8 protein-coding genes are annotated in these 12,831 nt (G+C 55.1%); 6 read left to right on the top strand and 2 right to left on the bottom strand.

From position 1 onward, the window contains the following. Nucleotides 1–12: 12 nt before the first annotated feature. On the bottom strand, nt 13–2,136 hold the full coding sequence (locus tag BUA28_RS07445) for a bifunctional diguanylate cyclase/phosphodiesterase (RefSeq protein WP_072767482.1): 2,124 nt from the start codon (nt 2,134–2,136) through the stop codon (nt 13–15). 212 nt (nt 2,137–2,348) lie between these two features. On the opposite strand from BUA28_RS07445, the gene BUA28_RS07450 reads away from it, so the two are divergent. The 5 genes from BUA28_RS07450 to BUA28_RS15520 all read left to right on the top strand — a co-directional run bounded on the left by BUA28_RS07450 (nt 2,349) and on the right by BUA28_RS15520 (nt 10,732). Continuing rightward, complete coding sequence (locus tag BUA28_RS07450) at nt 2,349–3,281, top strand: histone deacetylase family protein (RefSeq protein ID WP_072767483.1); 933 nt, start codon at nt 2,349–2,351, stop codon at nt 3,279–3,281. A gap of 222 nt (nt 3,282–3,503) precedes the next feature. Beyond that, nucleotides 3,504–4,769, top strand: a complete 1,266-nt coding sequence (locus BUA28_RS07455; protein ID WP_072767484.1) for an ABC transporter substrate-binding protein — start codon at nt 3,504–3,506, stop codon at nt 4,767–4,769. Then, a complete protein-coding gene (locus BUA28_RS07460; RefSeq protein WP_072767485.1) occupies nt 4,766–8,938 on the top strand; it encodes a PAS domain S-box protein in 4,173 nt (1,390 codons plus the stop codon). Before BUA28_RS07455 ends, BUA28_RS07460 begins: the two co-directional genes overlap by 4 nt. Nucleotides 8,939–9,235: 297 nt before the next feature. Continuing rightward, nucleotides 9,236–10,477 (top strand): EAL domain-containing response regulator, encoded by a 1,242-nt coding sequence (locus tag BUA28_RS07465; RefSeq protein ID WP_072767486.1) that lies wholly within the window; start codon nt 9,236–9,238, stop codon nt 10,475–10,477. Between the two features lie 75 nt (nt 10,478–10,552). Further along, a complete protein-coding gene (locus BUA28_RS15520) occupies nt 10,553–10,732 on the top strand; it encodes a hypothetical protein (protein WP_143148461.1) in 180 nt (59 codons plus the stop codon). Nucleotides 10,733–10,965: 233 nt separating this feature from the next. Here the strand turns inward: BUA28_RS15520 and BUA28_RS07470 are convergent, their stop codons facing one another. Continuing rightward, nucleotides 10,966–11,334, bottom strand: a complete 369-nt coding sequence (locus tag BUA28_RS07470; protein ID WP_072767516.1) for an Mth938-like domain-containing protein — start codon at nt 11,332–11,334, stop codon at nt 10,966–10,968. A 219-nt stretch (nt 11,335–11,553) separates the two neighbouring features. Here BUA28_RS07470 and BUA28_RS07475 point away from each other — a divergent pair, with 219 nt between their 5' ends. Further along, nucleotides 11,554–12,780 (top strand): pyridoxal phosphate-dependent aminotransferase, encoded by a 1,227-nt coding sequence (locus tag BUA28_RS07475; protein WP_072767487.1) that lies wholly within the window; start codon nt 11,554–11,556, stop codon nt 12,778–12,780. The last annotated feature ends 51 nt before the right edge of the window (nt 12,781–12,831 follow it).

Genomic DNA, 12,831 nt, shown 5'->3' on the forward strand with positions numbered 1-12,831 from the left:
GGCAAGGTCCCGCTACTTTACCCCGGGTCCGGTAACACCGTCGAAATCGAGTTTTATCAATGCCTTCCGCTCCGCTTCCGTTTGCACACCGTCGGCAATTGCTATGATACAAATGCTGTGGGCGCGCCGGCACAACCCCTTCAGGAATTTCTGGTTATTCCTGTTCTGGTGGATGCCGTGCACGAAACTGGCGTCTACCTTGATGTAATCGAGGTCGAGGCCGGTCAGTTCCCTCAGTTCGGCGAAGTGATGGCCAAAGTGTTCAATGCCGATACGGCAGCCGAGTACCTTGAAGGTATAGCAGAAGTCACGAAAAGCTTCGAATTTTCGATACGCTCCATACTCCGGTACTTCTATCCAGAGCCGCTGGCACAGGTTTGGATATTGGTCCAACAATTCTGCAAGCTTATTCCGAAAATCCCAATCTGCTATTGTTTCAATGGACACGTTGATCGCAAGTTCTCCAGTCAACGACTGCAACGTTTCGAGTCCGTGGCGAATGACAGCCAGATCAAGAGGCCCGGTAAGATTGAGGCGTGCAGCGATGTTGATGAAATCGCTCGCATCCAGCCAGCCTCCGTTATGCTGGGCTTGCATGCGGACAAAGGCCTCCTGATGCAACGGAGCGCCAGTCGGACCGACTACGGGACACAGAACCAGCTTGAAGCGGTCTTCGGCTAGCGCATCGCTGAAGATATTCCGCCAGTCACCGATATTGACGACCGGGGCAGGAAGCTGATCAGGCTGCGCGTCAACGATATGACAGGCATTGATGCCTGCGCGCTCGGCGGTGGTCAGCGCTATGTCGGCGTTGCCTAACAGTTCGCCAAGCTTATCCCCGGCCTGGTATCGAACCGCACCGATGTGGTACAGGTCGGTTATCTCCCGGTCGATTTTTGATGACAATACCGCCAATTCCATCGCCAGTTGATCCGCGATCTGGCTTGCATCATCAATATCAGGAATGGCCAGGACGAAATCCGACCCGTTCAGGCGCGCAGCCAGCGGATTCCATATTTCGCTATCGCAGGCCCTGCCGGCAAGGTTGCCTATGAGCTTGCCGACCTCACGGAGCAGGCTGTTTGTTTCATCACGGCCGAGTTTCTGGTTGATCTCTTCCAGGTTATTGATCCGCACCAGGAAAAGAACGCCTTGTGCGCGCTTCGTCTTCGCTACGGCTACGACATTTTTATCATCCTCGCTCGGGGCGGTATCTCCGGTATCGCCGCCGGGGCTGGTATGTTCGCCATCCTGGATCAAAGCCGCGTCTTCGGCGCCCTCGCTCGAAGCCATATCTATCTGGTCTTTGCCGCGAGCGGTATCTTTACCATTTCCATCCTGAGTAGCGCCTTCGCCCTCTTTGCCATCCAGAATTTCGAGAAACCGGGTCATGAAATGGGCGCGATTTGCCAGGCCCGTGACGGGGTCGTAATTTATCAGTTTGCGCAGGCTCTCCATCCTGGACGCTTCTTCTATGGCCCTGTTATGCAAGCGTCTTATCATGTCATTCGTCGCATGCGCGATGGTGCGCAATTCGGGTATGCGAGAGTCGGAAATGGTGAGAAAACGCCGTTCCGTAATAGCTTCAGCTTGCTTGACCATTGCTGCCAATGGCTTTTTGACACGCTGCAGTATCAGTATGCCGATGAGCCCGCAGAATATGCCCGCGGCCAGAAACCAGATCAATAACGTCCCCGTTTGATCCCAGAGAGCCTGATAGGCGAACTGGGCGTTAGCCGCAACCTTGATGACGCCGAAATGCATCCAGCCGTCCGAGATCTGAGCGATGCCCGCTTCGGCGCTGATGGGGAACAGGTCGATAAACCACTCGGGAACAGCACTGTCTTTCCGATCCCGCACCCTTTCGGCAATAACCCTGCCATCGGGCGAAGTGATAGAGATCGCCTCATATTGGCCGCTATCGAAAAGTGTCCCGATTTGCAAACCGATCGTCACCGTATCCTTGCTCAGTTGCGAGATCGAGTGGGCGAGAGAATTGGCGCTATCGATATTTTTTTGATGGAGTTGTTGTTCCAGATAGCTTCGCGCACTGAGCAGGCTTATGGCAAAGCTGCCTGTGAAACTTGCCAGGGTAACCAGGATGACCGTCAACCGGAGTTGTCGAAGAAGAGACATCGAACGCCTTATTTTTGGGGACCTCTGGATAAGCCCCGCCGGGTTGCCGGTCAGTTGCGAACAAGCGGATGGGCGGACTTATTCTTGGGTTTCTTATTTTATGAGATTATCACGGACTGAATGTTGCTTTCCAATTTGTAAGAAGCCAACTGCATGAAGAATGCGTCAAAGTAGAGAACGTACGCGTGGCAGGGAATAAAAAGGAGTTTGATATGCATACCGCCTTCATTTCGCACCCCGATTGCCTGCTACACGATATGGGTTTACACCATCCTGAGTCCCCAGCGCGGCTCAAGGCGATTGAGGATGAGCTGGCCTCCTCCGGCCTGATGGATAAACTGGAGCGCCATCTTGCACCACTAGCCACCCTCGGGCAACTGAAACGGGTGCATGCACCAGAGTATATCGCGTTGCTGGATGCCGCTGGGCGTCAGGCGCTGTCATCGGGCCTCGTGAATCTCGATCCGGACACGGCGATGAACCGGTACAGCCTGCAATCCGCTTATCGTGCCGTGGGTGCGGTAATTCTGGCAACGGATCTGGTGGCTGGAGAGCAAGTGGAAAATGCCTTCTGCAGTATTCGTCCCCCCGGTCATCATGCGGAACGCAACCGCGCGATGGGCTTCTGCCTGTTTAACAATGTCGCGGCAGGGGTTGCGCACGCCATTGAGGCGCATGCACTGGAGCGTGTTGCCGTGGTAGATTTCGATGTGCATCACGGCAATGGCACAGAGAATATTTTCCGGGATGACCCGCGAGTCATGATGGTTTCCACTTTCCAACACCCTTTGTATCCATATAGCGGGGTGAAGGGGCGCTCGGAACGCATGGTCAATATTCCGCTGGTCGCCGGTAGTGATGGCCAACTGTTCCGCGAAGCGGTGAACCAATTCTGGCTACCCGCGCTGGAAAGGTTCCAACCGCAGATGCTGTTCATCTCGGCCGGCTTCGATGCGCACAAAGATGACGATCTTGCTTCATTGAATCTGGTGGAAGCGGATTACACATGGGTAACACAAAAGATCAGGGAGGTGGCGCAAAAGCACGCCGGCAACCGCATCGTATCCGCTTTGGAAGGGGGGTATGACTTGCCCGCACTTGGGCGAAGCGTGGCTGCCCATTTGAAAGCCCTTGCCGATCCTTGACCGGTTATCGGAATTTCGTCCAACGCAGCATGCTTCGCCTGTTTTGGCTACAATTTATCGCGTGCCGGACGATACGCCGCGGCAAACTGGATCACCATCGTCAAACTTATTAGGAGCAATTTTTCTCTCCGGACTTGTTTCATAACGCAGCCATTGTGTCTATGATAGAAACATAGACAGGCGATTGACCTCAGTCGATTTCCTGTATCCTCGAAAAGGACAATGAAGACCAGCCATAAATCGCGTACCCCTCTTATTTTGCTGATCGCTGTGTTGATTGGCGGTGCCCTGCTTTGGCATCATTACTCGAGCGGAAAGCTCAGCATCAGGATTGGTGTGCTCCACTCCCTGTCGGGGCCCATGGCGGCGAGCGAAAAACCGTTGGTCGATGCGATCCAGCTTGCCATCGAAGAGGCTAACGCGGCAGGCGGTATCGGGGGACGGAAGATCGAGGCTGTGATGGCCGATTGCCGGTCTGACGCTACGTATTGCGCCCAACAGGCGGAACGTATGATCACTGAAGAACACGTACAAGCCTTGTTCGGATGCTGGACAACGGACTGCAGGAAAAAAGTAAAAAAAGTAGTCGAAGAGCATCGCCACCTGCTCTTTTACGCGCTACGGTATGAAGGTATGGAACAGTCGCCCAATATCATATACGGCGGTGCCATACCTAACCAGTTAGTCATGCCCGCGGTGAATTGGGCGCTGGAGAACCTCGGCAAGGAAGGTAATCCGGAAAAGCATGGCAAGCGGGTTTATCTGGCGGGGTCGGATTATATCTTTTCACAGGTGCTGAGCATCCTTATCAAGGATCTGGCGGGTGCGCACGGCGCGATAGTGGTGGGCGAGCGGTACCAGCCTCTGGGGTCCGCCAACATGGACGATCTGGTAGCCGATATCGCGGGTAAGCAGCCTGATATTGTATTCAATACGATCAGCGGTCCCGATAATAACGTTTTCTTCAAGACGCTTAAAAAGAATGGAATCGTCGCCGCCATGATGCCGGTCTTGTCGTTCGGCGTTACCGAAGTGGAGTTGAAAGGCGCAGAGACTGCCCCGATGGCGGGTCACTATGCCGCACGGAATTATTTCCGGACCATTCCTACTCATGAGAACCAGGCTTTCGTTAAGCGATTCCGTGACCGTTTTGGCGAGCATGCTTTGCTCGACAGTCCCGCTGAAGCTTCTTACCTCAATATGCGGATGTGGATTCAGGCAGCGCTCGAGGCAAGTTCGGGCGATTTGCATAAAGTGCAGCGCACAATTCTGCGTCAGAGCCTGCTCGCACCTGAGGGAATCGTTTCGCTCGACCCGGTCACGCGTCACGTCTGGAAAGTGGCCCGCGTTGGCAGATCCCGCGAAGACGGCCAAATCGATGTTGTCTGGGATTCCGGGAAGCCGCTCGAGCCGGCGCCATTTCCCACATACCGGTCGCGCGAAGAGTGGAAGCATCTGCTCGGACCCATCGCGAGCCCCCAACCATGATAGGGTTCACCTCGCTCACCCAGCGCTTCGCGGTCTGGTTCATGGCCGTCTCTTTGCTTCCTATCCTGGTCATCGGTTACAGCCTATTGCGTACTTTCGAAACCGAGACGCAGAAAACGGCCGTCCAGCAAGTCTCGGCCATCGCCGACATGAAAGCGGAGCAAATCGATAGTTACCTGCGCGAACGTATCCGCGATGCCAGGATTATACAGGTTGCCAGTACCACACGCACGGCGATGCGCGAATTTGCCAGCGCCTACGCCAAGGATGGAGTTGAGTCACATGCGTATCGCCGATTGGATGCGTTTTACCGCGGGCATTTCAAACGTTTTGTCGAGGATGCCGGTTATTACGATCTGTTCCTGATTTCCACTCAAGGCGACATCGTCTATACCCAGGCTCATGAAGCAGATTTTGCCACTAATCTCATCACGGGTCCTTATCGAAACAGCGGCTTGGGTAGAATCACACGTGCAGCGCTGAATACCTTGCAGAGTGGAGTATCGGATTTCGAATATTATCCGCCATCCCGGGGAGCGATCGCTGCGTTCATGGCGATTCCCATCGTGGTTGAGGGGAAACTCGAAGGGGTACTGGCGCTGCAATTTTACAGCGAGCGCGTGTTTGACGTGGTAACCGACAATGTGGGCCTGGGAGCGAGTGGCGAAACGGTGGTTACACGGCTTCTGGACGATCACACCGCATTGGTGATGGCGCCGCTGAGGCATGAGCCCAATGCAGCATTGGAGTTGAAGATACCCATTCATAATCCGCCATTTTCGACATCGGTCCATAACGGCTTGTACGGCGAACGCGGAGGCGGTCTGAAAATGGACTATCGCGGCAAGGAGGTCGTCGCTGCGTGGAGGTACCTGCCGCGCATGAACTGGAGCATCGAGGTCAAGATGGATGCGGACGAGGTATTTGCTTCAGTGACGCGCGTTCGAGCTTTCAGTTTGCTGATTCTTGGCCTGACGCTGCTGGTTGCCTCGCTGGGCGCTGTTTTGTTCAGCCGGCGCGTAGTAACCACGCTGAAAAAACTTAGCCATAGCGCACAGCACATCGCCGCGGGCAATCTGCAGCAGCGTGTGCCCGTCAAGGGATGGAACGAGATAGGAAAACTCGCCGGTACGTTCAATACGATGATCGAACGCCTGAACGTCAGCAATCGTGAACGGGACCTCGCTGAAGACGATTTGCGCCAGCTGAACCAGGACCTGGAAACCAGGGTTGCGACCCGCACCGCCGAGCTGGAGCGAGCCAATGCGATCCTGGCAAGTAAAGAGGAGGAAACACGTTCCGTTGTCGAGCATATGATGGACTGCATCGTTACCATCGATGACAAAAGCATCATCCGCTCAGTCAACCCCGTGATTGAAAAACTCTTCGGATACACACGCGAGGAGGCGATCGGCCAGAACGTTTCCATACTCATGCCGGAACCCCATCGCAGCGGCCATGATGGTTACATCAGCAGGTATTACCGCACAGGAAGGGGCCGCTGTGAATTCGATCATATTCTCACGCTGGAAGTCGAGGGAGTGCATAACATCGGCATGGGCCGGGAGGTTGAAGGACGTCACAAGAATGGCCATGCTATTGATTTGTATGTTGCGGTCAGCGAATATTTCGTCGGGGGAAAGCGCTACTTCACGGCTATTCTGCGCGATATCCATGACCGTAAACAGGCCGAGCAGGCGTTGCGGGGAAGCGAGCAGCGCCTGCGCGCCATAGTGGATAATCTGGCGGCGTTTGTCGGGGAAATGACACCCGACGGGGTGCTGGTCGAGATCAATCGCACCGCGCTGGAGAGCGGCGGTTTGCGGCCCCCGGATGTCATCGGCAAAAGACTCGATGAAACCGCGTGGTTCGCTTTCAAGCCGGAAGTGCAGGCACAAATTCGCCAAGACATCAAGCGCGCCGTAGGCGGCGAAATAGTGCGTCATGATATCGAGGCACGCATCGCCGGCGGCGGCGTGATGACGATGGATTTCATGCTTGTGCCGGTTCGCGATGCCAAAGGCCAGGTGGCCAAGCTGATACCTTCCGGTATCAACATCAGCGAGAGAGTGCGTATGCTGAAGGATTTGCAGCAAGCCCGGCTCGATGCGGAGCAGGCCAACCAGGCCAAATCCATTTTTCTGGCAGCCATGAGCCACGAGATACGCACGCCCATGAACGGCGTGATCGGCATGGCGGACGTACTACAGCAAACCAGCTTGAATGGCTATCAGATGGAAATGGTCGACCTGATACGGGAATCCGCCTTTGCCCTGCTGGAGATCATCGAGGATATTCTCGATTTCTCCAAGATCGAAGCGGGACGGCTGGAAATCGAACAGGCGCCCACGTCGATCGTTACCGTGGTGGAGAAGGCCTGCAACATGCTGGAAAGCCTGGCTTCACGGAAAGGGGTGGAGCTTACTTTGTTTCTCGACCCGGCGATTCCGGAGGAAGTTTATGGCGATGCGCTCCGTTTGCGCCAGGTGTTGGTCAATCTCGCCAATAACGCTATTAAATTTTCGAGCGGGCTGGAAGAGCCCGGCAGGGTATCGGTGCGGGCATTGATGGCGGACCATAGCGCGGATCGGGTAACTGTGGAATTTCAGGTAACGGATAACGGCATAGGCATGAACGAGGAGACCAAGGCGCATCTTTTTACCTCCTTTACCCAAGGCGATACCTCGACTACCCGCCGGTATGGCGGCACCGGGCTGGGGTTGGCCATCTCTTACCATCTGATTCAATTGATGGGAGGGACAATAACGGTACAAAGCGCGCCGGGCAAGGGTTCCATTTTTACCGTACGCATATCGTTCGCGCAATTGCCGGCCGCCCCATCGGGAGACAAGGTGGTAGACCTGACGGGGGTTTCCTGCCTGGTACTGGGTGACGAGAAGGGAATGGCGGACGATCTGGCCGTGTACTTGAGGTACAGCGGGGCAACTGCCGAGCGAGTCAGGGATCTGGCGGCGGCTCGCGAACGGATAAAAGTACTCCCGCCCGGCTTATGGCTGCTTATCATTGACGCGGGTCACAATGTTCCACCCATCGAGCAACTGCGTGAAGCCTTCCAGTCACGACCCGATATGGACCCCCACTTCGTGGTTCTCGAGCATGGGCATCATCAGCCCGACATTGAGCCGCGATTCGTTGTTATCAGGCGCGGCCGCCGTCGTCATGAGCGTTCCGAAATGGTCGATACGGTCACACTGGATGGCGATGTCATGCATCGCGAAGCTTTCCTGCGGGCGGTGGCTATCGCGGCGGGGCGCGCGCATGAAGAAGTCGAAACGCAGGAGGCTGCCAAGGTCGAGCCGATGGTTGCTCCGTCTCGCGAGACGGAGCTTAAGGAAGGGCGGCTGATTCTCGTAGCGGAAGACAACGAAATCAACCAGAAAGTGATCCGCCAACAGCTCACGTTGCTGGGCTATGCCACAGATATCGCCGGCGATGGCCGCGAAGCGCTGAAACGCTGGGAGAGCGGCAACTACGCGCTGCTGCTCACCGACCTGCATATGCCGGAGATGGATGGCTACCAGTTAACCTCAGCCATTCGCCTCGCCGAGCAGGGCAAAACCAGAAAACCCATTATTGCGTTTACTGCCAATGCACTCAAGGGCGAGGCCGAGCATTGCCGTGAAGTGGGCATGGACGATTATCTGAGCAAGCCTGTGCAACTCTCCCACTTGAAAGCGATATTACATAAATGGCTGCCTCCCGCCACTACCACGCAACTGCTGTCGCTCGCAACCCCCGCTATCTCTGCCGCCCCGGCCGCCGTGCCCGCTACTACCCCCAGCACTCCCACCGCGACCCCCACCCCAATGGTGCAAAAACCGGTGGACGTGAATGTCCTTAAAGAGCTTGTTGGAGATGATCCGACGGTGACCAGTGAGTTTTTGAGAGATTTTCGCACCAGTTCGGAAAAAATAGCGGCGGATTTGCGCAGCGCCTGCCAGGGAGGGCAGGCAAAAATCGCCGGCGCCACCGCTCACAAACTCAAGTCGTCGGCCCGGGCGGTGGGTGCGTTGGCGTTAGGCGAATTATGTGCGGAGATGGAACAAGCAGGAAAGGCAGGCGACGCTCAGGCTTTAAATGCGCTATTGCCGCGTTTCGAGTCGGAGTTGGCAGCCGTGAATAAATATATCGATTCATTGCAAGGCTGATGCGAGCAGGATCCGTGACGCTGGCCGGGATCGATGGCGGCGCCGGAGTGACAGTGCCTTTTCGAGAAGGCAAAATAATGACCCACTTGATGACCCGTCTCAAACGAGCATTATAATATCTGATCGAATGGTTTATGCTCCCGTTATCACGATAAAGATTCCCTGCCGCGATTCAGCACTGGAGCCTGGGAATTTCCGAATTTATCCCGCTTCGTCAGGAAAGGGCGCGGCGAAAAATGATGGGCTGACAGATCAGCATAGTTTCCAGCTATCGACCTGAAGGGAAGAGCGAACGCCATGACAGATAGATCCGCAGTCAATATTCTGGTGCTTGACGATGAGTCTTTCATGCTCAAGCTGCTGGGGCGCATCCTGTTGAACCTGGGATTTACCTCGGTAATTTTTTGCGATAGCGGGCGATCGGCCCTGGAACAGATAACTGATGCGAATGTACGGCCGAACCTGATCCTGCTGGACCTCAATATGCCCGAAATGGATGGGATCGAGTTTGTGCGGCACCTTGTCGACCGGCATTATTCCGGTAGCCTCATACTGATCAGCGGCGAGGACGAGCGCATGCTGCAAACCGCGGAGAAACTGGTACGGGCGCATAAGATCCCCATACTTGGGTACCTGCACAAGCCTGTCAAACCGGATGCGTTATCCGCGATGCTTGAGAAGTGGACGCCACCCCTTACCGAAGCCACCGGCGTGGCGAAGAAAATGTACGGCTCGGATGAGTTGAGGGCTGCCATCGACAATGGCGAACTGATCAATTATTACCAACCGAAAGTGGCGGTTGCTACCGGCGAGCTGATTGGTGTGGAGACGCTGGCGCGATGGCAGCATCCCGTGGATGGTCTCATTTTTCCAGACCAATTCATCAATGTGGCCGAGGCGTCCGGCCTGATCGATAAGCTGACTCAAGTGGTATTCACGGGCGCGATGACGCAGGCGAAAGCCTGGGAAGAAGCGCACTTGCCATTGCGGATCGCTGTCAATGTATCCATGGATAATCTGGCATCCCTGGATTTTCTGAATTTTGTTGCCGAGATCACCACAAAGCTGAATGTAGCGCCGCATAACGTGGTCCTGGAGGTAACGGAAACCCGATTGATGCAGGATACGCGCGCGCCGCTTGAGATTCTGACCCGGCTGCGCTTGAAGCGCTTCCGCCTTTCTATTGATGATTTCGGCACCGGGCACTCTTCCCTGGCACAGTTGCGCGACATTCCCTTTGATGAACTCAAGATCGATCAGGGTTTCGTACATGGCGCATGGAAAGACGAAACATTACGTGCCATGTATGACGCGAGCCTGTCTCTGGCACGACAACTGGACATGGAGGTGGTGGCGGAAGGAGTAGAAGACCGGAACGATTGGGATCTTCTGCGCCTCACGGGATGCGATCTGGCCCAAGGGACGTTCATGTCGCGGCCTATGCTGGCCGCCGATCTGCCTGCATGGATTGAAAAATGGCGCGAACGGGTGCAAAACGAGCTTTCCATCCCTGCGGAGGCTCAGGGAGTTATCAAATAATTATTCGCGATACCCCTGCGGGTCGGAAAATTGGCCCCTCATGTAATCGGTCTGTGATACCACAAGAAATCAGGAATGAGTGCGGTAGGTCGGGCTATGCCCGACGATCGAAGAAATGATGTCGGGCAGAGCCCGACCTACTCCATTCATATGACGTTCAATGCGATGGTGATGCCTTTTCAATCCACCGTCGTCTTCATGGATGGCGAGCGCGCTCTGCTGTTTGCGCGCCTTTGTCGACTCACGCTGCGCTAATCCGGCTCAGAAAATTTATGATGGAGGTAGATCGGGCTCTGCCCGACATCGCTTCTTTGATCCAAGCTGCGCATGAATTCCAGGTTGTTCTGCTGATGTAGAATCATCCGGAGCAAGTAGCGCAACCCATCAAGGATGAATGACTCGGTTGCGGCTTCCGGCCTTCATCATCCTGTAAGACGTCTGCGGATGATTTCTATCCGAGCACTTCCCGAAGAAGCTGAGCAGAAGTTCTATATAAGCAGTGCCGCCGCCACGCGTCGTCCTTCGGCTGTCAGTATGTTATAGGTGCGGCATGCGGCGGCGGTATCCATCACCTCGACGCCGATGCGTGACTCTATCAGCGTCCTCGTTAGTGTCGGGTGAGGAAAACGCAGGGTGGCTCCGGTCCCGAACAACACCATTTCAGGTTGCAGGGAGAGCACGAATTCGAAGTGCTCGGCCCTGAGCTGTTCAAAGGTTTTGGCGTCCCAATTTTCAATCAGGCGATCGGGCAATACGATCAGGCTTTGCTCATGACGCGTCTTATTGACCATGACGTATCCGGCCCCGTAGCCGGTGAACATGTTTTGTTCGGAAAACACGGAAAGATGCAACTTCACGTAAGGCTCCATTTGCGGCAGATTGGCGTGTCGGGTAACATTACATCTTTTTTGCGCCTTGATAAAGTTTTTGTGTCAATTAAGGGGAACAACGCAGGCCGAGGATTTTTTCGGTGCCTGCGATGGAAACCGCAAAGCTTTGAATTTCAAATACTCCACCATTAGGTTATCTTCTACCGGCGCTTACCAGCGCTATTGCCAATCAGGTCTTTTCCATTCATGCGACCCATCCTGAAATCCAGCAAGCTGGCGAATGTATGTTATGACATCCGCGGGCCGGTGCTCGACCGTTCGAGACAAATGGAAGAGGAAGGGCATTACATCATCAAGCTCAATATCGGCAATCCGGCCTCATTCGGTTTTGATGCGCCCGAGGAGATTCTGCAGGATGTCATTCATAACCTCTCCGCCGCGTCCGGCTACTGCGACTCCAAAGGCTTGTTCGCCGCACGCAAGGCGATCATGCATTACACGCAGGAAAAACGCATTCAGGACGTGCGGATGGAGGATATTTACATCGGCAACGGCGTTTCCGAGTTGATCGTGATGGCGATGCAGGCGCTGTTGAATACCGGTGACGAGGTGCTGATCCCCTCTCCCGACTATCCATTGTGGACCGCGGCGGTGGTGTTGGCCGGTGGCACGGCGCGGCATTATGTTTGCGATGAGCAATCCGGATGGCTGCCGGACCTGGATGATATGCGTTCGAAAATTACGCCGAACACCCGCGCCATCGTTGTCATTAATCCCAATAATCCTACTGGCGCGCTTTATCCGGATGACGTATTGCGTGAAATCATCGAGATCGCGCGCCAGCATCAGCTCATCATTTATGCGGATGAAATTTATGATAAAGTGCTGTACGATGGCGCCACGCACACTTCGATAGCCTCGCTGGCGGACGACATTCTATTTGTAACCCTGAATGGCTTGTCCAAGAATTATCGGGCCGCGGGGTTTCGCTCCGGCTGGGCGGTGGTTTCGGGAACAAAACAATTTGCCCGCGATTATATATCGGGGCTGACCATGCTTGCTTCCATGCGCCTGTGCGCAAATGTTCCCTCGCAATTCGGCATTCAGACCGCGCTTGGCGGCTATCAAAGCATCAAGGATCTGGTAATGCCCACAGGGCGGCTTATGCGGCAGCGTGATCTCGCCTGGAAATTGCTGACCGATATTCCCGGCGTTACGTGCTACAAGCCGCAGGCCGCAATGTATTTATTCCCGCGGCTGGAGCCCGAAATGTATCCGATCGAGGACGACGAGCAGTTTGCGCTGGATCTGCTGCTGGAAGAGAAGGTGCTGCTGGTGCAGGGCAGCGGCTTCAACTGGCCGTCCACCGATCACTTTCGCGTGGTTTTTTTGCCCAACAGCGATGACCTGACGGAAGCAATCGGCCGCATCGGGAATTTCCTTGAGCGGTATCGCAAGCGCTGCCGAACCTGAGCTTAACCTGACAAAACAGTAAAAACGCAGCGGGAGGGATAAACCCCGACC

The organism is Nitrosospira sp. Nsp11 (genome assembly GCF_900142705.1).
GTDB lineage: Bacteria > Pseudomonadota > Gammaproteobacteria > Burkholderiales > Nitrosomonadaceae > Nitrosospira.

Bases quoted from the DNA above. Each gene is read 5' to 3' on its own strand.
- BUA28_RS07445 (WP_072767482.1), bottom strand. From the start codon at position 2,136: ATGTCTCTTCTTCGACAACTCCGGTTGACGGTCATCCTGGTTACCCTG.
- BUA28_RS07465 (WP_072767486.1), top strand. From the start codon at position 9,236: ATGACAGATAGATCCGCAGTCAATATTCTGGTGCTTGACGATGAGTCT.
- BUA28_RS07475 (WP_072767487.1), top strand. From the start codon at position 11,554: ATGCGACCCATCCTGAAATCCAGCAAGCTGGCGAATGTATGTTATGAC.
- BUA28_RS07460 (WP_072767485.1), top strand. From the start codon at position 4,766: ATGATAGGGTTCACCTCGCTCACCCAGCGCTTCGCGGTCTGGTTCATG.
- BUA28_RS15520 (WP_143148461.1), top strand. From the start codon at position 10,553: ATGAGTGCGGTAGGTCGGGCTATGCCCGACGATCGAAGAAATGATGTC.
- BUA28_RS07455 (WP_072767484.1), top strand. From the start codon at position 3,504: ATGAAGACCAGCCATAAATCGCGTACCCCTCTTATTTTGCTGATCGCT.
- BUA28_RS07450 (WP_072767483.1), top strand. From the start codon at position 2,349: ATGCATACCGCCTTCATTTCGCACCCCGATTGCCTGCTACACGATATG.